Source organism: Enterobacter cloacae complex sp. 394I7, assembly GCF_057320345.1.
In genome coordinates this window covers 109,192-135,321 of the sequence record NZ_JBXWCR010000002.1, presented here as the reverse complement: position 1 = coordinate 135,321, position 26,130 = coordinate 109,192, and the positions used below count along the sequence as shown (strand labels likewise).

Sequence of the window (26,130 nt, the reverse complement as noted above, 5' to 3'; positions counted from 1 at the left end):
GTTATTTCGCGGCCGCTTTCTCTTCGCCGACCAGCCCAATCTTGAGATAACCCGCCTGATGCAGCGTGTCCATTACCTTCATCATGGTTTCGTAATCGACGGTTTTATCCGCGCGGAAGAAGACCGTGGTGTCTTTCTTGCCGCCGGTGAGCTGATCCAGCGCCGGGATAACAGACTGATCCGTCACCGGGTCGTTGCCGAGGAACATCGATTTATCCGCTTTCACCGACAAATAGACAGGTTTCTCAGGACGCGGCTGCGGCTGGCTGGAAGAGGCAGGCAGATTCACCTTCACGTCGACCGTCGCCAGCGGCGCAGCCACCATGAAGATAATCAGCAGAACCAGCATGACGTCGATAAACGGCGTCACGTTGATTTCATGCATTTCGCCGTTATCGTCCAGATTTTCGTTAAGACGCATCGCCATACAATCAACCTACGCGCAGTTTAGACGCCGCATGCACCGGTTTAACGGAGCTGGCATTGAGGTCAAGATCGCGGCTTTGCAGCAATAGCACCTGCGCGGCGACGTCACCGAGCGTGGCTTTATAGTTGCCAATCATACGCGCGAAGATGTTATAGATGACGACCGCAGGAATGGCCGCGACCAGACCGATTGCGGTCGCCAGCAGCGCTTCGGCAATCCCTGGCGCAACCACCGCCAGGTTGGTGGTCTGCGTCTGCGCAATGCCGATAAAGCTGTTCATGATGCCCCAGACCGTACCGAACAGACCGATGAACGGTGAGATCGCCCCGATAGTGGCCAGATAACCGTTACCGCGGCCCATATGGCGGCCAACGGCAGCAACGCGACGCTCCAGGCGGAAGCCGGTACGTTCTTTAATGCCTTCGTTATCTTCACTGCCTGCGGAGAGTTCCAGCTCGTTCTGTGCTTCGTTGACTAACAGGGTGGTCAGGCTTTTTCCATGGAAGGATGAGGTCATGTCTAAGGCCTGATCCAGGGAGCGGGCTTCAGCCAGTTGCTGTTGTTCCCGCTTGAGGCGACGCTTCTGCGACAGCAGTTCGACGCTCTTACTGAAGAAGATAGCCCAGGTGATCACGGACGCCAGAACCAGGCCGATCATCACAATCTTAACCACGATGTCAGCATGATGATACATGCCCCAGACGGAGAGATCCGTCTGCATCAAATTATTACCCACTCTGTATCTCCAGGACGCAAATCACAAAATCTGACCGTAATAATATCAAAACGTCGTCGAATTGATAGTAGTTCTCATTAGTATTTACATACTGCCGTAATTTTCGTTCACTTTCCTTGCGCTTACGCAGTAAAAATTTCTTATGCGTATTTTTGCTAATATTTTCTGCTTATTCGATAAGCCCCCGGGTGCAGATTTTTACAATCGTGGTAGTCTGGACGTCCAGACGTATAAAAACAGGGTTAGCGAACATGACAAAGAAGCATCTTGATACCACGCTGGTACAGGCAGGACGCAGCAAAAAATACACTCAGGGATCGGTCAACAGCGTGATTCAACGCGCCTCCTCGCTGGTATTTGATACCGTCGAGGATAAAAAAATCGCCACGCGCAACCGCGCCAAAGGCGGGCTGTTCTATGGCCGTCGTGGCACGCTAACCCATTTTTCACTTCAGGAAGCCATGTGCGAACTGGAAGGCGGCGTGGGCTGCGCCCTGTTCCCCTGTGGTGCGGCGGCAGTCGCCAATACCATTCTGGCGTTTGTGGAACAGGGCGACCATATCCTGATGACCAATACCGCTTATGAACCAAGCCAGGATTTTTGCACCAAAATCCTCAGCAAGCTCGGCGTGACCACCGGCTGGTTCGATCCGCTGATTGGCGAAGGTATCGCTGAACTTATCCAGCCGAACACGCGCATTGTGTTTCTGGAATCCCCAGGCTCTATCACCATGGAAGTGCACGACGTCCCGGCTATTGTGAAAGCAGTGCGCAGCAAAGCCCCCGAGGCAATCATCATGATCGACAACACCTGGGCGGCGGGCGTGCTGTTCAGGGCGCTGGAATTCGACATTGATATCTCTATTCAGGCAGCGACCAAATATCTGATTGGTCACTCTGATGGCATGATCGGTACTGCGGTATCCAACGCGCGCTGCTGGGATCAACTTCGGGAGAATGCCTACCTGATGGGCCAGATGGTGGATGCGGATACGGCCTACATGACCAGCCGCGGTATCCGTACGCTGGGAGTGCGCCTGCGTCAGCACCATGAAAGCAGTCTGAAGGTGGCCGAATGGCTGGCCCGGCACCCGCAGGTCGAGCGCGTTAACCATCCGGCGCTTCCGGGCAGCAAAGGCCATGAATTCTGGCAACGTGACTTTACGGGCAGTAGCGGGTTGTTCTCATTTGTTCTTAAAAAACGGCTCAGTAACGACGAATTGGCGAACTACCTGGATCATTTTACCCTCTTCAGCATGGCTTACTCCTGGGGCGGGTTTGAATCCCTGATCCTGCCTAACCAGCCGGAGCAAATTGCGGCCCTACGCCCCGGTGGAGAAGTGGATTTCAGCGGCACGCTTATCCGACTGCATATTGGTTTAGAAGATGTTGACGATTTAATTGCGGATTTAGCGGCAGGGTTTGAACGTATCGTGTAGAGTGCATGCTGAAAATGTACTCCCTGGACGCTTTTGTGAACACTGCCACCAGAAAAGTCTGCATTAGTTGCGCCCGCGATCAAACCCCACGGGCGAATTAGGGAGTACAATAGCGCTATATCTGCATCTGCTGTTCCACAGGAAAGTCCATGGCTGTTATTCAAGATATTATTGCGGCGCTCTGGCAACACGATTTTGCCGCGCTGGCGGACCCTCACGTTGTAGGTATCGTCTATTTCGTGATGTTCGCAACCCTGTTTCTGGAAAATGGATTACTGCCAGCCTCATTTTTACCCGGTGACAGCCTGCTTTTACTGGCCGGGGCGTTAATCGGTAAAGGCGTCATGGACTTCACGCCGACGATGGTCATACTTACCTCCGCTGCCAGCCTCGGTTGCTGGCTGAGCTATCTGCAGGGCCGCTGGCTCGGCAATACGCGCGTCGTGAAAGGCTGGCTGGCTCAGTTACCGCATAAATATCATCAACGTGCGACCTGCATGTTTGACCGCCACGGTCTGTTGGCGCTACTGGCCGGGCGTTTTCTGGCGTTTGTTCGCACGCTGCTGCCGACCATGGCAGGCATTTCCGGGCTGTCAAACCGCCGCTTCCAGTTCTTCAACTGGTTGAGCGCCCTGCTGTGGGTAGGCGTGGTGACCACGCTTGGCTACGCGCTGAATATGATCCCCTTTGTGAAACACCACGAAGACCAGGTAATGACCTTCCTGATGATCCTCCCGCTTTTCCTGCTGGTCGCGGGACTGCTCGGGACGATTGCGGTCGTGATTAAGAAGAAATACTGCAGCGCGTGATATAAAAAAGCCGGGTGACGTTGCGCTTACCCGGCTGGACTCTCCCCTCAGGTCCCCTGCATCATTCTGATGCGCGACGCATCTTCCCCCGGCGTGACGCCGAAGTAACGCTTAAACTCCCGGCTAAACTGCGACGCACTTTCATAGCCCACCCGCATCGCCGCCGCGCTGGCCTTCATGCCGTCGTGGATCATCAGCATACGAGCCTTATGCAGCCGATAGGTTTTAAGATACTGCAGCGGCGAGGTGCTGGTCACCGACTTAAAATTATGATGAAACGCCGAGACGCTCATGTTTGCTTCCGCCGCCAGCTGGTCAACGCTCAGGTTTTCCGTGTACTGGCTTTCGATTCGCTTGAGCACGCGGCTAATCAGGCTGAAGTGCGTCTGGCGGCTGACCAGCGCGAGTAATGCCCCACCGCCCGGCCCCAGCAGCACATGGTAAAGAATTTCGCGGATAATCTGTTTGCCCAGGATGCGTGCATCCAGCGGCCGTTCCATAACGTCGAGCAGACGCTCAATGGCGCAGAGGATCTCCTCGGATAACGTCGCGGAGTTAATCCCGCTCGCGGGCATCGACGGGCGGAACAATGCGTCCTCGCCAATCTCCATCAGCAGCTCCTGCAGCTGAAGGAGATCAACATTTAAACGAATGCCCGCCAGCGGTACCGCTTCTGTCGCGAAAGTTTCACATTCAAAGGGTAAAGGTACTGTGAGCAGAAGATATTCATTGGTGTCATACCGGAACACGCGCTCATTGATATAGCCAATTTTATGGCCTGAAAAGAGAAAAACGATGCCCGGCTGGTACATGACCGGTGTGCGTGTCCCTGGCTGCGTCCCATACAGAAGACGAATGTCAGGCAACATTTCACCGACGCCATTTTCTTTATCAATCAGTCTTTTAATCTGCGCAGTAAGCTGAAGGCAGATCGCTTCACGGTTCATTTTACGTTACTCCGGCTACGGTTTCCGACGTTAACAGTGTGCGCAGTTTACCGTGTTTTCTCCAGCGTTCTGTAGAAATGGGCAAGACATCGGCAGGAATGTGCATTGAGAGGATAGCCCCGGACGGCCACAATGTGCAGCATCAGGTCGCCTTCAGCGCCACCACGGTTTTTCACCCACATAAGGGAACGAGCAATGAATAATTTTAATCTCCACACCCCAACCCGCATTCTGTTTGGTAAAGGCGCTATCGCCGACCTGCGCGCACAGATCCCCGCTGACGCCCGCGTACTGATCACCTACGGTGGCGGCAGCGTGAAAAAAACCGGCGTACTGGATCAGGTTTACAGCGCGCTGGAAGGTCTGGACGTGCGTGAGTTCGGCGGTATCGAGCCTAACCCGTCTTATGAAACACTGATGAACGCGGTCAAGATCGCCCGTGATGAAAAAGTCACCTTCCTGCTGGCAGTCGGCGGCGGCTCCGTCCTGGACGGCACCAAATTCATCGCCGCTGCGGCGCACTACGCGGACGGTATTGACCCGTGGCACATTCTGGAAACCCGCGGCAGCGATATCAAAAGCGCGATCCCAATGGGTTCCGTGCTGACCCTGCCTGCGACCGGTTCTGAATCCAACAAAGGTGCCGTTATCTCCCGTAAAACCACGGGTGATAAGCAGGCCTTTATGAACGATCACGTTCAGCCTGTATTCGCCATCCTCGATCCGGTTTACACCTACACCCTGCCTGCACGTCAGGTCGCGAACGGTGTGGTCGATGCGTTTGTGCACACCGTTGAGCAGTACGTTACCTACCCGGTAGATGCCAAAATTCAGGATCGCTTCGCGGAAGGCATTCTGCTGACGCTGATTGAAGACGGCCCGACAGCGCTGAAAGAGCCGGAAAACTACGATGTGCGCGCCAACGTGATGTGGGCGGCAACCCAGGCGCTGAACGGTCTGATCGGTGCCGGCGTGCCGCAGGACTGGGCAACCCATATGCTGGGCCACGAACTGACGGCCATGCACGGTCTGGATCACGCGCAAACGCTGGCCGTCGTCCTGCCTGCACTGTGGAACGAAAAACGTGATACCAAACGCGCTAAATTGCTGCAGTACGCTGAGCGCGTGTGGAACATCACAGAAGGTTCTGACGATGCGCGTATCGACGCGGCTATCGAAGCAACCCGCAGCTTCTTTGAAGGTCTGGGCGTGCCAACGCGTCTGTCCGGCTATGGTCTGGATGGCAGCTCCATCCCTGCCCTGCTGGCGAAACTTGAAGAACACGGTATGACCCAGTTGGGCGAGCACGGCGACATTACGCTGGAAGTGAGCCGTCGTATCTACGAAGCGGCACGCTAAGCGTTTTTGACATCCCGCCTTTCGTTTTTTGACATTTCGTCCAGACTTAATGCACATCACATCGTCGGGGGTTCCCTCCGACGATGAGCACCTGAAGGAGGAAAAATGGCAAACCAAACCGTAATCAAGCTGCAGGATGGCAACGTGATGCCCCAACTGGGGCTAGGTGTATGGAAAGCCGGTAACGACGAGGTCGTCTCCGCCATTCATAAAGCACTGGAAGTCGGCTATCGGTCGATTGATACCGCCGCCGCGTACAAAAATGAGGACGGCGTGGGTAAGGCACTGGCCAGCGCTGGCATGCCCCGCGACGATCTTTTCATTACCACCAAACTGTGGAACGACGATCAAAAACGCCCCCGCGAAGCCTTGCAGGAGAGTCTGGACAAACTCCAGCTCGATTTCGTCGATCTCTATCTGATGCACTGGCCAGTCCCGGCTATCGATCACTATGTTGACGCCTGGAAAGGGATGATTGAGCTACAGCAGGCAGGGCTGGTGAAAAGCATCGGCGTGTGTAATTTCCAGGTTCACCACCTGCAGCGCCTGATTGACGAGACGGGTGTCGCGCCGGTTATCAACCAGATTGAGCTGCACCCGCTGATGCAGCAGCGTCAGCTTCACGCCTGGAACGCCACGCACAAGATCCAGACCGAGTCCTGGAGCCCGCTGGCACAGGGCGGTGAAGGGGTGTTCGACCAGAAAATTATTCGCGATCTCGCGGATAAATACGGCAAGACGCCGGCGCAAATCGTTATTCGCTGGCATCTGGACAACGGCCTGGTGGTGATCCCGAAATCGGTCACGCCATCGCGTATCGCTGAGAACTTCGACGTCTGGGATTTCCGCCTGGATAAAGATGAACTGAGTGAAATTGCGAAGCTGGACAAGGGCAAGCGTTTAGGCCCGGATCCCGATCAGTTTGGCGGGTGAATAAAAAAACCCCGGCTCGCCGGGGTTTTTATTTTTTACGCTTTACGTTTCACGGGTTTCTTCGCACTGGCGTTACCGTTTGAACGCTGATGCACAATCGGCGTGTGCTTGGTCAATGCCGGGCGCGTGTGGCGGTTCTGGCGGCGCGCTTCACGCATCTCGTCAAGCGTAGGCGCAGGCACCAGGCAGTCGCGGCGCGAGCCGATCAGATGCTTTTTACCCATATCTTCCAGCGCCTGACGGATCAGCGGCCAGTTAGCCGGATCGTGGTAGCGCAGCAGTGCTTTATGCAGACGGCGCTGTTTATCCCCTTTCGGCACCACCACATCTTCACTCTTATAACCAATTTTACCCAGCGGGTTCTTGCCGGTGTAATACATGGTTGTTGAGTTCGCGAGCGGTGATGGATAGAAGTTCTGCACCTGATCCAGACGGAAGCGACGCTGTTTCAGCCACAGCGCCAGGTTCACCATGTCCTCATCGCGCGTGCCAGGGTGCGCGGAGATGAAGTATGGGATCAGATACTGCTCTTTACCCGCCTGCTTCGAGTAGGTGTCAAACAGCTCTTTAAAGCGATCGTAGCTGCCCATACCCGGCTTCATCATCTTGGACAGCGGGCCTTCTTCGGTATGCTCAGGGGCAATCTTCAGGTAGCCACCCACGTGATGCGTCGCCAGCTCTTTGATGTAGCGCGGATCTTCCACGGCGATATCGTAACGTACCCCAGAGGCGATCAGGATCTTCTTGATCCCTTTCAGGTCACGTGCACGACGATAAAGGTTGATCGTCGGTTCATGGTTGGTATCCATGTGCTGACAGATATCCGGGTACACGCACGACAGACGACGGCAGGTCTGTTCCGCGCGCGGTGATTTACAGCGCAGCATGTACATGTTCGCAGTCGGGCCGCCCAGATCGGAGATCACCCCGGTGAAGCCAGGCACGGTATCGCGAATGGCTTCGATCTCATTGATGATCGAATCTTCGGAGCGACTCTGAATAATGCGCCCTTCGTGCTCGGTAATGGAGCAGAAGGAGCAGCCGCCGAAGCAGCCGCGCATGATGTTTATTGAGAAACGGATCATCTCATACGCCGGGATTCGGCTCTCGCCGTATGCCGGATGCGGCACGCGTTTGTACGGCAGCGCGAAGACGCTGTCCATCTCTTCGGTGGAAAGCGGGATGGCCGGCGGGTTGATCCAGATAAAGCGCTCGCCGTGCTTTTGCATCAGCGCACGCGCGCAGCCCGGGTTGGTTTCGTGGTGCAAAATACGGGACGCATGCGCGTAGAGCACTTTATCGGCTTTGACCTTCTCAAAGGAAGGCAGCAGCACGTAGGTTTTTTCCCACGGTTTCGGGCGCGGCGGCTGAACAACAATAGCTTTCGTTTCAGCTTTCTTTGGCTCTACCGGTTTGTTATCCGCACACGGCAGATCGTCGCCGTACGGGTGCGGGATCGGGTCGATTTTACCCGGCATATCAATGATACGGGAATCCACCCCGCTCCAGCCCGGCAGCGCCTCTTTCACCATGATCGCGGTGTTGCGCACGTCGCGGATGCTGCTCACCGGCTCACCCTGTGAGAGACGGTGCGCCACTTCCACCAGCGGACGTTCACCGTTACCGTAAATCAGCATATCGGCTTTGGAATCCACCAGCACCGAACGGCGCACGGTGTCTGACCAGTAGTCGTAGTGCGCGGTACGGCGCAGACTCGCCTCGATGCCGCCCAGGATAACCGGCACGTCTTTCCAGGCTTCTTTGCAGCGTTGGGTGTAGACCAGCGTCGCGCGGTCAGGACGTTTACCCGCGACGTTATCCGGCGTGTAGGCATCGTCATGACGCAGCTTACGGTCGGCGGTATAGCGGTTGATCATCGAGTCCATGTTGCCTGCGGTCACGCCGAAGAACAGGTTGGGTTTCCCCAGACGCATAAAGTCGTCTTTGCTGTTCCAGTCAGGCTGGGCGATGATCCCCACACGGAAGCCCTGCGCTTCAAGCATACGGCCACAGATAGCCATGCCAAAGCTCGGGTGGTCGACATAGGCATCGCCCGTCACCAGAATGATATCGCAGCTGTCCCAGCCCAGTTGGTCCATCTCTTCCCGGGACATCGGCAGGAACGGCGCCGGTCCAAAGCAGGCCGCCCAGTACTGGGGCCAGGAGAAGAGGTCACGATCCGGCTGGATCAGGGAAATTGCGCTCATAGTGCTTCCGAAGAAAAAATAGACAAAAGGAGCGGGATTATACGCTGTTAGTCCGCCGGATTTGAAGAAAAGGATGCAAGAAGTAAACAGAAAATCCTGGAAGCCGTTAAAATACAGCGCACTGTTAATTTTGGATCATAATATCCACTATATCTTGCGGTAATCAGTTACCGGGATGCATTCTGGCACGGAGTTTCTTTGTGAAGTTCAACGATTCGTTACATGTGTCCCAGCTGCGGGTTGTGCTTCACCTCTGCGGTTTTCTGGTTCTTCTGTACAGCCTGTCCATGCTGCCGCCGATGGTTATCGCCCTGCTGAATAAAGAGCGAACCTACTTTGCTTTTTTAACCACCTTTTTGACCTTTTTCACCCTTGGCGGACTCACCTGGCGGGCAACACGTCATTCCGGTATACAGCTGCGCACCCGTGACGGTTTCGTGATTATCGTTCTGTTCTGGCTGCTGTTTTCATTGATTAGCGCCATGCCGTTATGGATGGATGACGGTCTGCAACTCTCCTTTTCCGATGCGCTCTTTGAAGGGGTCTCAGGGATCACCACCACCGGGGCGACGGTGATTGGGGACGTCAGTGCCCTGCCGAAGTCGTACCTTTATTACCGCGCTCAGCTCAATTTCATTGGCGGATTAGGGGTCATCGTACTGGCCGTCGCGGTCCTGCCGCTGCTCGGTATCGGTGGCATGAAGCTGTATCAGTCGGAAATGCCTGGGCCGTTCAAGGAGGAGCGCCTGACGCCCCGACTCGCCGATACCGCGCGTACGCTGTGGGTAACCTATCTGGCGCTGGGACTGGTCTGCACGCTGGCGTACTGGCTGGCGGGCATGCCCTTTTTTGACGCCGTCTGTCACGGGCTTTCCACCGTCTCATTGGGTGGGTTTTCAACCCGAAGTGAGAGCATCGGGTTTTACGACAGCCACGCGATTGAGCTTGTCGCCGGGGCTTTTTCACTGCTTTCCGCGTTTAACTTTACCCTCTGGTATGTCGTCATCGCGCGCCGCACGCTGAAACCGATTCGGCGCAGCCCGGAGGTGAAATTCTTTCTCGGTGCCGCCACCGTCATTATCGCCATTACCGCCTGGCAGGTGTGGCACGCGGGGATGTACAACGGTACCGACAGCCTGGTACATGCCTTCTTTCTGGCCAGCTCCATGATGACCGACAACGGTCTTTCGACGGCCGATTACGCTCACTGGCCTCCCCACACCATTTTCCTGCTGCTGAGCGCCAGTTTTTTTGGCGGCTGCGTCGGCTCTACCTGCGGCGGGATCAAAGCGCTGCGTTTTCTCATCATGTTTAAGCAGTGTATTCAGGAGATGAATCAACTCGCGCATCCGCGCGCGCTGCTGAGCATTAAGGTCGGCAAAAGCGTCGTGAATGAGCGCGTTCTGCGCTCGGTGTGGAGCTTCTTTTTTCTCTACGTGATGATAACGGGCTTTTTCGTCTGGGCGCTGAACCTGCTGGGATACGATCTGTTCACGTCATTTGCCACCGTTGCGGCCTGTATTAACAATATGGGGCTGGGGTTCGGCGAAACGGCGTCAACCTTCGGAACGCTAAAAGACGAGGCCAAGCTGTTGATGTGTGCGGCGATGATTATGGGGCGTCTGGAAATTTATCCGGTACTGATCCTGTGCTCACGCTTTTTCTGGCGGGCATAAACATTCCCGGCGAACCGGGAATCGTATCGTGGTTTAGGGTGCCGGGTTGACCAGCATCTGGCCGACGGATCCCCTGTCCATCATCTCCAGCGTCTGGCTGTGGAACAGGAACGGGAAGTGCGGCCACGAAGGCTGTCCGTAGTAGACCAGCAGTTCAACCTGCCCATCCACCCAGACGGTATCCTTCCAGCCCCTGTCTTCGGGGAACGGCATCGCGCCATTGACGTTGCGGATCAGGAAACTCACCCCTTCGATATGGAACGACTGCGGCATGTCCGAGCGAACCGTCCAGCGCTCCCAGGTACCCTGCTGCGCGGTAATATCGATACGATTAACGTCCCACAGCGTACCGTTGATCCCCGGATCGTCGCCCAGGCTGATATCGCGGCTGCGCACCGGCGAACCGCTCATGATCTCCTGCGGTAGCAGGCGCATCGGCAGGCTGTCGGTCACCAACGGCAGCAGGCCGGTAGGACGCAGGGTCAGCACCAGGGTGGAGACCAGGATACTCGACGGCTCAAAGAAACCGCGAATGCGGTCCACAATGCTGGCCGCTTCGCCACAGGTGATCGACACCTCATCACCGTTGGTCATATCAATAAGGATTTCGCGGCGTTCGCCTGGCGACAGCGCCAGCTGCTTCACGGAAACCGGCGCCGGTAAAAAGCCTTGGTCGCCGGAGATGACGTGTAGCGCGCGGCCATCGCTCATTTGCAGCTGGTAGCGGCGCGAGTTAGAGGCATTCAGCAGACGCAGACGTACCCATCCGCGCGACACTTCGACATACGGACTTTGCGCGCCGTTAACCAGCAGCGTATCGCCAACGAAGCCACCGCTGCCCGGCTCGCTGTATTCCGGCGTGCCGAAATTATCCAGCCGTTTGTCCTGAATAATGACCGGAAAATCATCCACGCCATAGTGGTTCGGGATTGGCAGGGATTTACTGATTTCATCTTCCACCAGCCACATGCCGGCCAGGCCGTTATACACCTGCTGGGCCGTGCGGTTAGGGGTATTGGCATGATACCAGAGCGTCGCCGCGCTCTGACGAATCGGCAGAACGGGCGCCCAGTCAGCGTTAGGCGACATCATGCGTGCCGCGCCGCCAAGCAGCGGGCCAGGCACCTGTAAACCACTGATGGTCATGGCGACATTTTCCGTCGTACGGTTACTGTAGATCAGCTTAACGTCATCGCCATTCCACACGCGTATGGTCGGCCCAAGGTAACGCCCGTTAATGCCCCACACCGGCGCACGCGTGCCCTGGGTAAAGGACCAGTGGCTGCGCTGTAGCGTCAGGAAAAGCGGCTGCCCGCGACGGGATTCTATTAACGGCGGAATGGGCAGCGGCTGTTGCTGCCCGGCGGCGTTGGCTGTCAGCGGCAGCGCACCCGCACAAAGGGCGATCCCGGAAGCCTGAATAAACTGACGCCGACTGAATGACATATAAGCTCCATCTGAAACGACTAACAACGCGGGAATTCGTTTTCCCTTTTAACGCCGGCTTACTTCTTACCGGCGGCTTCTCTCTCTGCGACTTCTTTGTCGAGCAGCGCAATATGCTGAGCCATCAGTTCACGGCAGTGTGCTGCCAGCTCGCGAACCTGATCTTTACCGTATTTGCTGGTATCCACCGGCGGCAGCATTTCGACAATCACCAGCCCGTTATTCAGGCGGTTAAGATTAATCTTATTAGAAGTATTGGAAACACACACAGGAATAATTGGAACACCTGCCGCAATTGCAGCATGAAACGCACCGGTTTTGAACGGCAGCAGGCCACGGCCACGGCTGCGCGTCCCTTCCGGGAACATCCAGATTGAGATCCTGCGCTTTTTGAAGTGATTAACCACTTCAGCAATAGTGCTGTGCGCTTTCGCGCGGTTGTTACGGTCAATCAGCAGGTTACCAGTCAGCCAGTACAGCTGGCCGAAAAAAGGGATCCACAGCAGGCTCTTTTTGCCCACGGTCACGGTCGGTGGCAGAACAATGTTGGAGGCCGTCACCATATCGTAGTTGTTCTGATGATTAGCGATAAAGATGGCGTTACCGAAGTTCTCAGCCCCTTCCGGCAGGCGTTTTTCAACCTTCAGGCCAAACAGCGGCGCAAGGCGGCCGAACATATGGCCGAAGGTGGCGACATGTTTCGGATTGCGCGGACTGAACAGGCAATAAATAGAGCCGAAAATACAGACCAGAATGCAGTAAATAATGGTAAGAATTAAACGAACAATGAATAGCATAGCGACCTCTGAAGCCCTGACAGCTGACAATTATACTTCACCTGTGGCCAGGTAAGGACTTTATTACGAGCGCGTATTGTTAATCGCAACGCACGAATTAACAACGATTTTACGGGAAATTTTATTGAAATTCCCCCTCCGGAACAGAGGGGGAGATAACGGCGTTACTCTTCGCTGTCGCCCGCGGTACTGCGCGCGGGAGAGTCAATCTCCACGCGGTCAATACGCTGCAGGCCGCGCATCAGCGAGCCGCGTCGACCGCGCTCGCCCACCACTTTCTGCAACTCTTCCGGACGAAGCTTGATTTTACGTTTGCCGACATGAATGGTCAGCGTGCTCTGCGGCGGCAGAATAAAGAGGTGCGCCAGACCATCTACCCCTTTCGCCGCTTCCGCTGACGGGATGCTGATGATCTTGTTGCCCTTGCCTTTTGACAATTCCGGCAGGTCGCTGACCGGGAACATCAGCATACGTCCGGCGGCAGTGATCGCCAGCAGCATATCGCTATCGTTTTCCACCACCAGCGGCGGCATCACATGCGCGTTGTCAGGCAGGCTGATCAGCGCCTTACCGGCACGGTTGCGGGAAACAAGATCGTTAAAGGTACAGATAAAGCCGTACCCCGCGTCAGACGCCAGCAGCAGTTTCTGGTCATCGGCTTCCATCAGCATATGGTCAACCGTCGCACCCGGCGGCAGCGTCAGCTTACCGGTAAGCGGTTCGCCCTGTCCGCGGGCAGATGGCAGCGTGATCGGGTCGATGGCGTAGCTGCGCCCCGTCGAGTCGATAAAGGCGACCGGCTGGTTGCTCTTACCTTTCACGGCCGCTTTAAAGCTATCGCCCGCCTTGTAGCTCAACCCTGGCGCGTCGATATCGTGACCTTTAGCACTGCGCACCCAGCCGCTCTGAGACAGCACAATGGTGACTGGTTCTGATGGCTGCATGTCGTGCTCATTCATCGCCTTCGCTTCTTCGCGCTCATGCAGCGGAGAACGACGGTCGTCACCGAATGCATCGGCGTCAGCCTGCAGCTCTTTCTTGAGCAGGTTGTTCATCTTGCGTTCGGACGCGAGGATCGCCTGCAGCTGATCGCGCTCTTTTTCCAGTTCGTTCTGCTCACCGCGGATCTTCATCTCTTCGAGTTTGGCGAGATGACGCAGTTTCAGCTCAAGGATTGCTTCGGCCTGGGTTTCACTGATGCCAAAGCGCGACATCAGCGCCGGCTTCGGCTCGTCCTCGGAACGGATTATCTCAATAACTTCGTCGATATTGAGGAACGCCACCAGCAAACCTTCAAGGATGTGCAGGCGTTTAAGCACTTTTTCCAGTCGATAGTTCAGACGGCGGCGAACGGTATCGCGGCGGAACGTCAGCCATTCGCTCAGGATCTCCAGCAGGTTTTTCACTGCCGGACGACCGTCGAGGCCGATCATATTCAGGTTGATGCGGTAGCTTTTTTCCAGATCGGTGGTGGCAAACAGGTGGTTCATCACCTGCTCCATGTCCACGCGGTTGGAACGCGGCACGATCACCAGACGCGTCGGGTTTTCGTGGTCGGATTCGTCGCGCAGGTCATCCACCATCGGCAGCTTTTTATTGCGCATCTGGGAGGCAATCTGTTCCAGCACTTTCGCGCCGGAGACCTGGTGCGGCAGCGCGGTGATGACCACTGCGCCGTCCTCTTTGGTCCACACCGCACGCATGCGCACGGAGCCGCGGCCGTTCTGGTAGATTTTGCGGATTTCCGCGCGCGAGGTGATGATTTCGGCCTCGGTCGGGTAGTCCGGCCCCTGCACGATATCCAGCAGATCGTCCAGCGTGGTTTTCGGCTGTTCAATCAGGGTGATGGCGGCTTTCGCCACTTCACGCAGGTTGTGCGGCGGAATGTCCGTCGCCATACCCACCGCGATACCGGTAGTGCCGTTCAGCAGGATGTTCGGCAGACGCGCAGGCAGCATTTTCGGCTCCTGCATCGTACCGTCGAAGTTTGGCACCCAGTCCACGGTTCCCTGACCCAGCTCGCCCAGCAGCACTTCAGCGTAGCGGGAGAGACGGGATTCGGTATAACGCATCGCTGCGAAGGATTTCGGATCGTCCGGCGCGCCCCAGTTCCCCTGACCATCCACCAGCGGATAACGGTAAGAGAACGGCTGTGCCATCAGCACCATCGCTTCATAACAGGCGCTGTCGCCGTGCGGATGGTATTTACCCAGTACGTCACCGACGGTACGGGCGGATTTTTTGAACTTGGCGGTCGCATTCAGCCCTAGCTCGGACATCGCATAGACGATGCGGCGCTGAACGGGCTTCAGGCCATCCCCGATAAACGGCAACGCCCTGTCCATGATGACGTACATGGAGTAGTTCAGGTAGGCGTTTTCCGTGAATTCATGTAGCGCGAGGCGCTCTGCCATATCGCTCATTATGTGTGATTCCTCAACTCAGAAACCGAAAGGTTTCAGGCAATATTGCCGCAGATACTACCTTATCTGGCGTGTTGAGTCACAAAGAAAAAGGGCCGCATCCGCGGCCCTTTCGGGGTTATTTGTTCAGTTTGATAACCTGCTTCACGTCGATTTCAAAATCGTTCCACTCTTTATCGACTTTACCCTGGATTTCCACCTTATCCTGCGGGGTTACGGTCACGCCGTTCCAGCGCTTGTGGTCAATCTCCACGTTAACCGTACCGGTCTCATCGCGGAAGGTGTAGCGGTCATCAGACAGGCGCTGAGTGATGTTCCCGCGCAGCTTCACCCAGCTGTCGTCCTTCATGTCCTTCACTTTCACCGCGGTGGTGAGGTTCGCGTCATTATCGACAAAACCGCCCGCCTGCGTCTGGGCCTGGGTTTGTGCGGCAGAGGGGCCGTTAAATCCGCCCTGTGCAGCAAAAACAGGGGCAGTGGTCATCATCATGATGGCGGCAATCGCAGCGAATTTTTTCATATTAACTCTCCCTTTAATGTGGTTTCGCAGTCCATTTAACAGGGTAAACCTTAACAACTTCTTAAGGGAAAAATTTATTTATTATTACTGTACAGCAGGCTGATGCAGAGGGTTTACTGACGTTATCAAGGAGGGAACATGCGCATTTTACTGGTTGAAGACGACAAGCTGATTGGCGATGGCATCAAGGCGGGGTTAAGCAAAATGGGCTTTAGCGTGGACTGGTTCACCGACGGAAAAACCGGCCAGACCGCGCTTCATTCCGCTCCGTATGATGCCGTAGTGCTGGATCTGACGCTGCCGGAAATCGACGGACTGGATATTCTGCGCGCCTGGCGCGAAAGCGGGCGCCGCGAGCCGGTATTGATTCTGACGGCGCGGGATGCGTTGAACCAGCGTGTCGAAGGGCTGCGTCTGGGGGCGGATGATTACCTGTGCAAGCCCTTTGCACTGATCGAAGTGGCTGCCCGCCTTGAGGCGCTGGTGCGCCGAAGCCACGGCCAGACCCGCAGCGAGTTGCACCACGGAAAGGTCACGCTCGATCCCACCAGTCTCGTGGCCACGCTGGACGGCGAAACGCTGACGCTCAAGCCGAAAGAGTTCGCCCTGCTGGAGCTGCTGATGCGTAACGCGGGCCGCGTGCTGCCGCGCAAGCTGATCGAGGAAAAGCTCTACACCTGGGACGACGACGTCTCCAGCAACGCCGTTGAAGTCCACGTCCACCATCTTCGTCGTAAACTGGGCAGCGAATTTATCCGCACCGTGCACGGTATCGGCTATACCCTGGGTGACGCATGAAACTGACCCAACGCCTGAGCCTGAAGCTGCGCCTGACGCTCCTCTTTTTAGTGCTGTCGCTGACGGCGTGGTTTGCCGCAAGCCTGGTCGCCTGGCAGCAGACCACCCACACGCTGGATAAGCTGTTCGATACGCAGCAGATGCTGTTTGCCAAACGCCTGTTGACCATGGATCTGGATGAGATCCGGGCCCCCGAACGGATGCGTGAGATCCCCAAAAAAGCGAAGCACGGTCGTCTGGATGACGACGCGCTGGCCTTCGCCATCTACGCCACCGACGGCAAGATGATATTAAATGACGGCGAAAACGGGCGGGACATTCCGTACCACTATCGCCGCGACGGGTTTGATAATGGACGGCTACAGGGCGACAACGACGAGTGGCGTTTTTTATGGCTCACCTCACCCGACGGGAAGTACCGCGTGGTGGTCGGACAGGAGTGGGAGTATCGCCAGGAGATGGCGGTAGATGTGGTCAGCTCCCAGTTGACCCCGTGGCTGGTGGCGCTGCCCCTGATGCTGCTGTTGCTGATCGTTCTGCTGAGCCGGGAACTGAAACCGTTAAAAAAACTGGCGCAGACCCTGCGCTCCCGCTCACCGGATGCCACCGACGCGCTCCCGACTCAGGGGGTTCCCACTGAGGTGCGCCCGCTGCTCGACTCGCTGAACCATCTGTTCACGCGAACCCAGGAGATGATGACCCGCGAGCGTCGTTTTACCTCAGATGCCGCGCACGAGCTACGCAGCCCTCTCGCGGCCCTGAAGGTGCAAACCGACGTGGCGCAACTGTATCAGGACGATCCGCAGGCGCAGCAAAAAGCGCTGGCGCAGCTGCATGCGGGTATCGATCGCGCATCCCGGCTGGTGGATCAGCTCCTTACGCTGTCGCGTCTGGACTCGCTGGATAACCTCGACGATATCGAACCGATCGTGATGGCCGATCTCCTGCAGTCGGCGGTGCTGGATATCTGGCATCCGGCACAGCAGGCCGGGATTGATATTCGTCTGAACATTCATGCCCCACAGGTCACACGTCAGGGCCAGCCGCTGCTGCTGAGCCTGCTGGTGCGTAACCTGCTGGACAACGCCGTGCGTTATAGCCCGCATGGCAGCGTGGTGGACGTCACGCTGGACACCCGGCGTTTTACCGTGCGTGACACCGGCCCCGGCGTTTCCACCGATGCGCTGGCGCGTATTGGTGAGCGTTTTTATCGCCCACCGGGACAGGATGCAACGGGTAGCGGCCTGGGGTTATCGATCGTCAGGCGCATTGCCGCCCTGCATGGTATGCGCGTCGCGCTGGGCAATGCGGCAGAAGGCGGCTTCGAAGTGAAGGTCAGCTGGTAAGGCATTATTGCGTTTAATGCAAAAGACTTTGCACATTTTGCTCATTTAACCGCATCGCTCGCGCGCGTAAAATCCTCGCCATACTTTCATCTTCGAGGACACCTCATGAGCAACATTCTGATTATCAACGGTGCAAAAGAATTTGCGCACTCTAAAGGCCAGCTGAATGACACCCTGACCGAGGTCGCGGACGGTTTTCTGCGCGACGCCGGGCATGATGTTAAGGTCGTGCGCGCGGACAGCGATTACGATGTCAACGCGGAAGTGCAGAACTTCCTGTGGGCTGACGTGATTATCTGGCAGATGCCTGGCTGGTGGATGGGCGCCCCCTGGACCGTGAAAAAATACATGGATGATGTCTTCACCGAAGGCCATGGCGCACTGTACGCCAGCGACGGTCGCACCCGCTCCGACGCATCCAAAAAATACGGTTCTGGCGGCCTGATTCAGGGCAAAAAATATATGCTGTCCCTGACCTGGAACGCACCGCTGGAAGCGTTCACCGAGAAAGATCAGTTCTTCGAAGGGGTGGGCGTTGACGGCGCGTATCTGCCGTTCCACAAAGCTAACCAGTTCCTCGGAATGACGCCGCTGCCAACCTTTATCGTTAACGACGTCATCAAAATGCCTGACGTCCCGCGCTATATCGCAGAATATCGCAAGCATCTCGCGGAAATTTTTGCTTAACTGGTAACCTGGAATTAGAAGGAGTTAACCATGCTTACTGTTATTGCTGAAATCCGTACTCGTCCAGGCCAACATCACCGCCAGGCGGTGCTGGATGAGTTCGTGAAAATTATCCCCACTGTACTGAAGGAAGAAGGCTGCCACGGCTACGCGCCGATGGTCGACGCCACCACCACCGCCAGCTTCCAGGCTACTGCCCCAGACTCGATCATTATGATTGAGCAGTGGGAAACCGTGGCCCATCTTGAAGCCCACCTGCAGACCGCGCACATGAAAGCGTGGAGCGACGCGGTGAAGGGCGATGTGCTGGAAACGCATATCCGCATTCTGGAGCAAGGGGTGTAAGTTTACCCTGTTCCTGATTCCTGCCCTCCCCCTTTCGGGAGAGGGTCAGGGAGGCATATTACCAGTACAACTTCCAGCTTTGGGTAAACCTGACCAACGCCTCCACGTAGAAGTAGTCCCCCCAGCTCGCGCACTCGTCCACGCCTTTATTGCTTGCCAGATGATAAACGGAGTGCTTCAGCAGCCCAGTGCCCTTCTCGTCTTTGCCCATCAGGTAGTGTTTCGTCAGTGACGACATCATTCCTTTTGCCCATTCAGAATACCGCTCGCGATCCGGATCGGTCACCGGCAGGTGCTTCACCAGCTCCAGCAGGCCACATACCGCAATCGCCGCCGAGGACGCGTCGCGTAGCGCATCCGTGCCGACCAGCGCCAGGTCCCAGTGGCAGACGTAATCTTCCGGCAGACGGTTGAGGAAGTAGTTCGCCAGCCGTTTCGACAGGGCAATCATCGTCGCATCACCGGTATAGATGTAGCTCAACAGGAAGCCGTAAATTCCCCACGCCTGCCCGCGCGACCAGCAGGAGTCATCGGCATAGCCTTGCTGAGTATTGCCGTAGCGCGGCGCGCCGGTGTGCACATCCATATAGTAGGTGTGGAACGTTGAGGCATCTTCACGGATAAGGTACCTCGCTGCCTGCATCACGTGTGCTTTGGCGGCATCGGCAAAGCGCGGATCGCCCGTCTGTTCGCTCGCCCAGTAGAGCAGCGGCAGGTTCATATTGCAGTCGATAATCATCCGCCCGGCCTGTTCCGGGTCAGCCAGATCGCCCCACGCCTGAATAATTTTTGCCTTCTCGTGGAAGCGCTCCAGCAGCGCCTCTGCCGCCAGCAGCGAGAAGCCACGCGCCTCACGGTTACCGGTCAGTCGCCAGGCCGCCACGCAGGAGAGCGTATACAAAAAGCCCAGATCGTGGGTGTTAGTGTCGTGGCGCCCGGCGATACGCAGGCCAAACGAGCGCACATGTTTTTCCGCCATCGCGCGGAATTTCGCTTCGCCGCTCATCTCCCACGCCAGCCACAGCTGCCCGGTCCAGAAGCTGGTGGTCCACTCCACGTTGTCGGTCAGCGGATAAAAACCCTGCTGGCAGGTTTCCGCCGGGAACTGCTCACCAAACGCCGTTAAATGGCGGCTAATCAGCGCGAGGACATGGTCGCGCGCTGAACTCAGTTCATCGCGGAATACGCGCGAATCAACGGGCACGGGGATAGCGGGCAGGCGTTCCTCTGCGATACGACTTAACATATTTCGGTTCCTTCTTTGACGGCTTAATTATCGTGATGAGGGTTCTGCTACGTTCAGCGCGCGGGGGCCGCGCCATTTACTCTGGCAGGCAGATAACGTAAAGGCAGAAATAAACGTGAAGATCAGCGCCGTGGCGCCCATGATGATATAGGTGTTCTCGAAACCGATGCGGTCATACATATAGCCAGCAGGCGACGAGACCACGACATTGCCGACGTACAGCATCGCCTGATATCCCAGCAAATACATGGTGGCGTTAACGCGCTTATCGAAATGTTCGGCAATATATTTAAAGACGGAGACCAGCAGCAGACAAATTTCCAGACCGTACAGCGGCTTAAGAATGGAAATTAACAGATGTGAATCACACAGACCGGAAATAATCAGACGCGCACCGACCACCAACCCGACAATTAACAGCCCACGTTTGGCGCCAATAGCGTTCACCAGCAGCGGGATCACCATATACATGACAAACTCCATTCCCGACTGCACGGTCCCCAGATAACCAAACACCGCATTGCCCTGGTGAATATCATCAAAGAAGGTCACGAAATAGCGCGAAAACTGCTGCTCGGCGATAAACATCATCCACGCCACACCGGCCACGTACAGACAGAAGGCCCAGAATTTACGGTTACGCAGCAGCGCGTAAACGTCTGACGGGGCAATTTTCTCTTTCGTCAGCACTTCGCCGGCATGTGCGGAGTTAGTGTTCACTTTCAGGCTCAACAGGACAATCAGCATGACCACCGATGCCACGCTGCCCATCATAAAGTTATACGCTGGCGAGAGATTAAACAGCAGGCCGGAGAAGGAGGACGCCACTGCCCAGCCAAGGGAGCCCCACATCCGGATCTGGCCAAATTCCATGCCATTTAAACGGCTAAACCGGTCAGAATAGGATTCGCACGCCGCCACGCCCGCATACCAGGCAAAGCTTAAATAGAGTGCGCCAATAATAATCCCCAGCAGCGTGTTGGACATTAACAGCGGCTGATAGACATAAATAAAGAACGGCGCCATCAGGGCAGACATTGCCACCACAAAATAGAGCAGGTATTTGCTCATGCCGATCTTATCGAGAATATAGCCATAGATGGGCTTCAGAATGACGGAGAAAATCCCGTTCACCGCAAATACGGTACCAATCACCGAACCACTGAGGTTCGCTTTCTGGCCTAACCAGATAGCCAGCAGGCCAATACTGGCAGACCAGGTAAAGAAATAGAGAAATATAAAACTGCTGATTTTGTAATATTCAGTTCTGTTTGTTGTAGCGGTCTTTTTCATATCATCCTCGCCGACGTGTAGGGTCAGAGTTTTTATAATGAGAACGACAGCTGTCGCTCACCGCCGGGCTCGCGGATAACAACCCGGTTCTCGCTAATATTCAGTTGTGGGACTGCCATAACCGGCTGGCTTTCGCCGGCGACGGCGGCACAACAGAGCCAGCTCTCCCCCTGCGCAAGCGTGGTTTTCAACAGCGGAATGGCAGCGCATTCCGGGAACATGATGCTGCTGTTCGGCGGTGTGATGATGCTGTCCGGTTCACGGTTAATCACCGGAGAGAGATCGACCAGCACGCTGGTGCCATTACCGGCGACAAGCCAGCATCCGTTCTCACGGATCTGCGGTTCGGTGTTCATCACCGCAAAACCGCCCTCCGCCGTATTCAGTCGACGGGCGCTGTTGATACGGTGCAGGCGCAGGTGCCACTCACCAAACGGCACTTGCCAGGTTTCGATATGAACGTCATGCCACGGAGACCAGCGTGAGTAGAGATAATCTTCAGTGACCCGCACCGCTTCACACTCGCGGCGCCCGCGGAAATAGTTATCCCCGTCTGCCAGCAGCAGCATGGAGTCGCAGGCGGCATGTTTCAGGCCAAACCGTCCGCGCTCAATCGTGAAACCAAAGCGGCTGGAGTAGGCAAATTTGGTGTATTTGGCTTCCGTATTCACGTAGTTATTCAGCTCAAGCTGCCCGGCGGTAAGCATAGTGACATGCTGCGACTGACCGGCATGCATCAGGATCTGCTGCGCGTGCGGGATGACGCGTTTTTCCGCAAGCGCGGGCAGCGGCTGCTCTTCAGCCTGCCAGAACGGATGGTCCTCCGGCATCGCCAGAATCAGGTAGGTTTTCAGCGCCCAGTATGGCGAGCCGGGGGCGTTATAGTCCTCACACATCGCCAGGTTCGGGTAAGCAAAACCGAGGGTCAGAATGCCGTCCCGATCGGTGATGGGCTGTTGCTGCCACCAGCGCAGATGGCGCAGCACGATGCCCTTCACAATCCCCGGGGTGAACACCTCCAGACCGGAAAAGGCGACCGCACTCCAGAAGGCGACCATTGCAAAGCGATAGGTCAGGCTGCGACCAAACGGTACCGAGGCACCGTCGGCGGCTGACCAGTAGATAAAATCTTCGGCGAACAGGCGCGAACGCGCTCGCAGCACCTGCGCCCTCTCCTCGTCACCGCTCAGGGTGGCGTAAATCAGGCCGTAGAAATGGAATGCCATCGAGATGTAATAGTCTTTCGGCCGCCCCGGCCCGTCGGAATACCAGCCATCGCCCAGGTAATAGGCCTCCATCATCGCAAACCGTCGGTCAATCGCCGTCTGGTCATACGGCAGCCCGGCGCGCTTAAAACCGAGCTGCACCATAATGGCAAAGTAGTTCCAGTTGCTGTCCGGCATTTGCGCATGGACGATCTGGTTGAGCCATGCGTGCAGGTTTATGACCTCGCGCCCGGTGAAGTGCGTGGTGAGTTTATCCCCCAGCAGGGCAAGCCCCAGACCGTAGGCCGCCATCTCAACCAGACGCTGATCGTAGGGTCCGGTTTCGCCCCAGTAACCGTCACTGTGCGGATCGGTGCCGAGTTTGATCGCGGTAAGGTATTTTTCGCAAAAGGGGCTGGCATCGCCGGATGCCAGCAGCGGAAACAGCCCCCATAACGCACGTGAGAGTCCCTCCATCTGCGCGATATCCGTGCTGTAGTGCGCACAGGTTTCACCCAGCGAAAATCGTGAACTGCCCGGCGCAAACGCCTTATCCAGCGCACTCAACAGAGTATTCAGTGACGCCACGATATCCTGGCGTGAAGACAACGGATTTGATTTTTCTTTGTTTGCCGCCCACATACGCTCACCCTCGTAATCAACTGCGGCAAAGCATAGTGAATCCGCACGGGGCAGAAATGTTAGCCATGTCACAGCTAAGAGCGATGAATAAACCCACAGTTAAGAAAATTTAAAAAGGTGGTTTATAAAGAGATTCTGACGGGAAAAAGTTGAGTTTTATTGCACTATGCGCGACACGCCAACATCCGATCATCTGGAGCTGATTACCTTAAATGACACCGTGGTGTCGTTTAGCCGCCTGTTCGCCAATACGGTGCGCTATCACCACTGGCATCAGTGTCTGGAAATTCTCTATGTGGAAGAAGGCTTTGGCGTGGCGATTGTCGATAACCGTCATTACACCATGCGACCCGGGCGGCTGTTTTTCTTCCCACCGTTTACCCTGCATAAGGTGATGGTGGACGAGAAGGCAGAAGCCCTTTACAGGCGCACCATTATTCATCTCGACCAGCATGCCGTACTGAAAACCCTGCGTGATTTTCCGCAGGCTCAGCAGCGTCTACAGAAGCTGTCTCGTCGTGGCGGCGAGGCCTGGGTCGCTGACCTGGCGCATTGCCAGAAGCATATCGATTATCTTCTTGGCTGTTATCAGCCGCCGCTGAACAGCGAAAACATTGCCGGGCTGTTGATTAGCCTGTTTGCCATGCTGCCGGATGATAACGACGGTGCCCCGGGGAGCAGTCAGGGGGTGGCAAGCCAGGTGATGTACTGGCTCGATGAGCACTATCGGGAGAAATTTCGCCTGGATGCGCTGGCGGCTGAGCTGGGAAAATCACGCAGCTATGTATCGCGAAAATTCCATGCGGAAACAGGCGAGAAGATCCACGACTATCTGAATACGCTACGGCTGCGAAAAGCCTGCGAGTACCTGCTGCACAGTGATGCCAGCGTGCGTGAGATTGCCGCGCGGGTGGGATTTTCCGACGTGACGTGGTTTATCAGCGCCTTTAAAAAAGGAATTGGTGAGACGCCGCTGCAGTACCGGAAAAATCATGGCGCGGCGTGAACCCCTCACCCGCTCTTCTTGCCCGGTTTTAACCCGCGATGAAATTCGTTAATGCGCTTCATCGACCTGATGGTGCGCTGGGGCTCCGTTGACGCTACAGATAAAATAATCATCTCCAGACACAGCAGTACCGTGCCGTGGAGCGGAATTTTGCCCTTTTCACCGCCGCGCGGAACGTGGATCACCACGCTGGCCTCTTTGCTGAAGCGCGAGTCCGTAGCATTGGTCAGCAATATCGTGGGAATACCCAGCCGTTTCGCTTCACGCAGCGTGGTTTGTCCTTCCCGGTGGGCCGATTTTTGCGCCATCATCACCAGCACGTCGCCGCGCTGTAAGGCTATCAGTTGCTCTGCCAGACCAATGCCGGTGCGGTTGAGCGCAATAGCGGGCAGGCCGATACGGCTGAACAGCCGGGAAGTGTACTCGGCCAGAATGCCGGAAGCCCCAATCCCAAAGATCGCGACCTGACGTGCCTGCGCCAGCAACGACACCGCCTGCGCCATTGCGTAGCGGTTGTGCGGCTCGGATAGCACATCACAGGTATGCTGATGCCCTTCCAGCACAAAATCGATGCTCGCGTTCACGTCGCTGGTGAGCGTATTCACCGTGGTGGACATTTTTTCGCTGGAGGAGACCACCGGCCCAAACCACTGCTCCAGAGTCTGCTTCAGATCACGCAGCCCGGCAAAGCCAAGAGCCTGAATGGCGCGTACCACCGTAGCGTCCGAGGTTTTCAGCAACGCGGCAATCTCCATCGCCGTCTGCTCCATCACCGCTTCGCGGTTTTCATTGATGTAACGCGCAACCTGCAGCAGGCGCGGCGTGAGCTGGTGCCCCCGCGAGCGAAAGCGGTCGCCATAGACATCAACCCGGGCTTTGTCTTTTCTGATCACTGTGACGCCTCCGGCAGCGGTCGACCGGCAATCTGCGACTGCACCTGGGCGGCCATCAGGCCTAAGGAGGCAAAGGAGTTCGAGATGGCCTCTTCACGGGAGATCAGTACGTAGTGGCCGGTGCGACAGGCATTGAGGAACTGACACCAGCCAGGCATCACGGCATCCATCGCTGCCAGCTCATCCTGCGGTTTGCCGCCGGTATCCCCGCGCCAGGTGGCAAAGACAAAATCTGCATCCAGCTCGGGCAGACGCTCGGCGTTGACGTCAATTCGACCGCCGTCAGGGATGGACTCAATCAGCGGCGGGAATGTGAATCCTGCGTCACGCAGCACGCGCCCCAGCGAGTGGTAGCTGTGCATGGCGCTGATTTTGCCCTGGTTGGCCTGTATCACCGACACGGTGATGTTGCGGGTGTCGATGGTCGCTTTCAGAGCGTTAATCTGCTCCTGATAGCGACGTTCAAGGATTTTCAACCGGGCTTCGGTGCCCGTGAGCTGTGCCAGCTTGCGGTAGATCTCCGGCGCGCCGCCATCGAGATGATCGATACTCACCGTCGGGGCAATTTTCTCCAGCTGTTCAACCGACGTGTTACGGGTCGGTTCGGTGATGATCAGATCCGGCTTTGCAGCGGCGATGGCCTCGATGTCGATATCCGCGGAGCCGATAAATTTGATGTCGGCGTTATCAAAATCAACGCCCGTCAGCATGCCGCTGGCGCGCAGAAAATGGCTACCGTCCGGCCGCGTGCGCCCGTGGCTTGCCACTGGCGGCACGCCGAGCTCAATCAGCGGAATGGTGATATCCAGATCGTGCAGCGAGACAATCCGCTTTGGGTGAAGGGGCACAGTCACCTTGCGGTTCAGATCGTCGGTAAACGTCTGCGTCGGCTCCGCCGCACTCACGGTAAACCCCACCAGCAACAACATCGAAAAAAGTATACGCATCAC

23 protein-coding genes are annotated in these 26,130 nt (G+C 56.4%); 10 read left to right on the top strand and 13 right to left on the bottom strand.

Annotated elements, in window-relative coordinates:
* Position 1 precedes the first annotated feature (1 nt).
* The gene (gene exbD / locus AC2FAP_RS11695; RefSeq protein ID WP_014171610.1) at positions 2-427 is read right to left on the bottom strand and encodes a TonB system transport protein ExbD; all 426 of its coding nucleotides are present in this window, start codon (positions 425-427) and stop codon (positions 2-4) included.
* 4 nt (positions 428-431) lie between these two features.
* Positions 432-1,163 carry a tol-pal system-associated acyl-CoA thioesterase gene (gene exbB, locus AC2FAP_RS11690; protein ID WP_014171611.1) on the bottom strand — a complete coding sequence of 244 codons (732 nt, stop codon included), beginning with the start codon at positions 1,161-1,163 and terminating at the stop codon, positions 432-434.
* Positions 1,164-1,414: 251 nt separating this feature from the next.
* On the opposite strand from exbB, the gene metC reads away from it, so the two are divergent.
* A complete protein-coding gene (gene metC / locus AC2FAP_RS11685; protein WP_025203159.1) occupies positions 1,415-2,602 on the top strand; it encodes a cystathionine beta-lyase in 1,188 nt (395 codons plus the stop codon).
* 149 nt (positions 2,603-2,751) lie between these two features.
* On the top strand, positions 2,752-3,411 hold the full coding sequence (yghB, locus tag AC2FAP_RS11680; RefSeq protein ID WP_014171613.1) for a DedA family general envelope maintenance protein YghB: 660 nt from the start codon (positions 2,752-2,754) through the stop codon (positions 3,409-3,411).
* Between the two features lie 47 nt (positions 3,412-3,458).
* Here yghB and AC2FAP_RS11675 read toward each other — a convergent pair whose 3' ends face one another.
* Complete coding sequence (locus tag AC2FAP_RS11675) at positions 3,459-4,358, bottom strand: AraC family transcriptional regulator (protein WP_040018832.1); 900 nt, start codon at positions 4,356-4,358, stop codon at positions 3,459-3,461.
* A 195-nt stretch (positions 4,359-4,553) separates the two neighbouring features.
* Between AC2FAP_RS11675 and yqhD the strand changes: the two genes are divergently transcribed.
* Positions 4,554-5,717: an alcohol dehydrogenase gene (yqhD, locus tag AC2FAP_RS11670; protein WP_020883658.1), complete on the top strand. Its 1,164-nt coding sequence runs from the start codon at positions 4,554-4,556 to the stop codon at positions 5,715-5,717.
* Positions 5,718-5,822: 105 nt separating this feature from the next.
* Positions 5,823-6,650 carry a 2,5-didehydrogluconate reductase DkgA gene (dkgA, locus tag AC2FAP_RS11665; protein ID WP_020883657.1) on the top strand — a complete coding sequence of 276 codons (828 nt, stop codon included), beginning with the start codon at positions 5,823-5,825 and terminating at the stop codon, positions 6,648-6,650.
* A 35-nt stretch (positions 6,651-6,685) separates the two neighbouring features.
* On the opposite strand, the gene AC2FAP_RS11660 is transcribed toward dkgA, so the two are convergent.
* On the bottom strand, positions 6,686-8,857 hold the full coding sequence (locus AC2FAP_RS11660) for a YgiQ family radical SAM protein (protein WP_020883656.1): 2,172 nt from the start codon (positions 8,855-8,857) through the stop codon (positions 6,686-6,688).
* Positions 8,858-9,057: 200 nt separating this feature from the next.
* Here AC2FAP_RS11660 and AC2FAP_RS11655 point away from each other — a divergent pair, with 200 nt between their 5' ends.
* Positions 9,058-10,533 (top strand): TrkH family potassium uptake protein, encoded by a 1,476-nt coding sequence (locus AC2FAP_RS11655; RefSeq protein WP_014171619.1) that lies wholly within the window; start codon positions 9,058-9,060, stop codon positions 10,531-10,533.
* 33 nt (positions 10,534-10,566) lie between these two features.
* Here the strand turns inward: AC2FAP_RS11655 and ftsP are convergent, their stop codons facing one another.
* The 4 genes from ftsP to AC2FAP_RS11635 form a co-directional block, all read right to left on the bottom strand.
* Positions 10,567-11,979 carry a cell division protein FtsP gene (gene ftsP, locus AC2FAP_RS11650; RefSeq protein ID WP_020883655.1) on the bottom strand — a complete coding sequence of 471 codons (1,413 nt, stop codon included), beginning with the start codon at positions 11,977-11,979 and terminating at the stop codon, positions 10,567-10,569.
* Positions 11,980-12,038: 59 nt separating this feature from the next.
* The gene (plsC, locus tag AC2FAP_RS11645) at positions 12,039-12,776 is read right to left on the bottom strand and encodes a 1-acylglycerol-3-phosphate O-acyltransferase (protein ID WP_020883654.1); all 738 of its coding nucleotides are present in this window, start codon (positions 12,774-12,776) and stop codon (positions 12,039-12,041) included.
* 164 nt (positions 12,777-12,940) lie between these two features.
* Positions 12,941-15,199 (bottom strand): DNA topoisomerase IV subunit A, encoded by a 2,259-nt coding sequence (gene parC / locus AC2FAP_RS11640; RefSeq protein ID WP_014171622.1) that lies wholly within the window; start codon positions 15,197-15,199, stop codon positions 12,941-12,943.
* Between the two features lie 118 nt (positions 15,200-15,317).
* Entirely contained in the window at positions 15,318-15,719 is a 402-nt protein-coding gene (locus AC2FAP_RS11635; RefSeq protein ID WP_020883653.1) for a YgiW/YdeI family stress tolerance OB fold protein, read from the bottom strand.
* Between the two features lie 138 nt (positions 15,720-15,857).
* Here AC2FAP_RS11635 and qseB point away from each other — a divergent pair, with 138 nt between their 5' ends.
* The 4 genes from qseB to AC2FAP_RS11615 all read left to right on the top strand — a co-directional run bounded on the left by qseB (position 15,858) and on the right by AC2FAP_RS11615 (position 18,895).
* On the top strand, positions 15,858-16,517 hold the full coding sequence (gene qseB, locus AC2FAP_RS11630) for a quorum sensing response regulator transcription factor QseB (protein WP_025203157.1): 660 nt from the start codon (positions 15,858-15,860) through the stop codon (positions 16,515-16,517).
* On the top strand, positions 16,514-17,863 hold the full coding sequence (gene qseC, locus AC2FAP_RS11625; RefSeq protein ID WP_032680289.1) for a quorum sensing histidine kinase QseC: 1,350 nt from the start codon (positions 16,514-16,516) through the stop codon (positions 17,861-17,863). The genes qseB and qseC overlap by 4 nt, the downstream gene beginning before the upstream one ends.
* Before the next feature lie 105 nt (positions 17,864-17,968).
* Positions 17,969-18,550: an NAD(P)H-dependent oxidoreductase gene (locus AC2FAP_RS11620; RefSeq protein WP_014171626.1), complete on the top strand. Its 582-nt coding sequence runs from the start codon at positions 17,969-17,971 to the stop codon at positions 18,548-18,550.
* Between the two features lie 30 nt (positions 18,551-18,580).
* Positions 18,581-18,895 carry a putative quinol monooxygenase gene (locus tag AC2FAP_RS11615; RefSeq protein WP_014171627.1) on the top strand — a complete coding sequence of 105 codons (315 nt, stop codon included), beginning with the start codon at positions 18,581-18,583 and terminating at the stop codon, positions 18,893-18,895.
* Positions 18,896-18,953: 58 nt separating this feature from the next.
* Here the strand turns inward: AC2FAP_RS11615 and AC2FAP_RS11610 are convergent, their stop codons facing one another.
* The 3 genes from AC2FAP_RS11610 to AC2FAP_RS11600 are packed head-to-tail and all read right to left on the bottom strand — an operon-like array spanning position 18,954 to position 23,281.
* Entirely contained in the window at positions 18,954-20,141 is a 1,188-nt protein-coding gene (locus tag AC2FAP_RS11610) for a glycoside hydrolase family 88 protein (RefSeq protein WP_020883650.1), read from the bottom strand.
* A 27-nt stretch (positions 20,142-20,168) separates the two neighbouring features.
* Entirely contained in the window at positions 20,169-21,434 is a 1,266-nt protein-coding gene (locus AC2FAP_RS11605; protein ID WP_020883649.1) for an oligosaccharide MFS transporter, read from the bottom strand.
* Between the two features lie 32 nt (positions 21,435-21,466).
* Positions 21,467-23,281 carry a DUF2264 domain-containing protein gene (locus tag AC2FAP_RS11600; RefSeq protein WP_449541323.1) on the bottom strand — a complete coding sequence of 605 codons (1,815 nt, stop codon included), beginning with the start codon at positions 23,279-23,281 and terminating at the stop codon, positions 21,467-21,469.
* Between the two features lie 166 nt (positions 23,282-23,447).
* Between AC2FAP_RS11600 and AC2FAP_RS11595 the strand changes: the two genes are divergently transcribed.
* Positions 23,448-24,287 (top strand): AraC family transcriptional regulator, encoded by an 840-nt coding sequence (locus AC2FAP_RS11595; protein ID WP_063214076.1) that lies wholly within the window; start codon positions 23,448-23,450, stop codon positions 24,285-24,287.
* Positions 24,288-24,292: 5 nt separating this feature from the next.
* On the opposite strand, the gene AC2FAP_RS11590 is transcribed toward AC2FAP_RS11595, so the two are convergent.
* Entirely contained in the window at positions 24,293-25,180 is an 888-nt protein-coding gene (locus AC2FAP_RS11590) for a MurR/RpiR family transcriptional regulator (protein ID WP_014171632.1), read from the bottom strand.
* The gene (locus AC2FAP_RS11585; protein ID WP_485452940.1) at positions 25,177-26,127 is read right to left on the bottom strand and encodes an iron-siderophore ABC transporter substrate-binding protein; all 951 of its coding nucleotides are present in this window, start codon (positions 26,125-26,127) and stop codon (positions 25,177-25,179) included. Before AC2FAP_RS11585 ends, AC2FAP_RS11590 begins: the two co-directional genes overlap by 4 nt.
* Positions 26,128-26,130 lie beyond the last annotated feature (3 nt).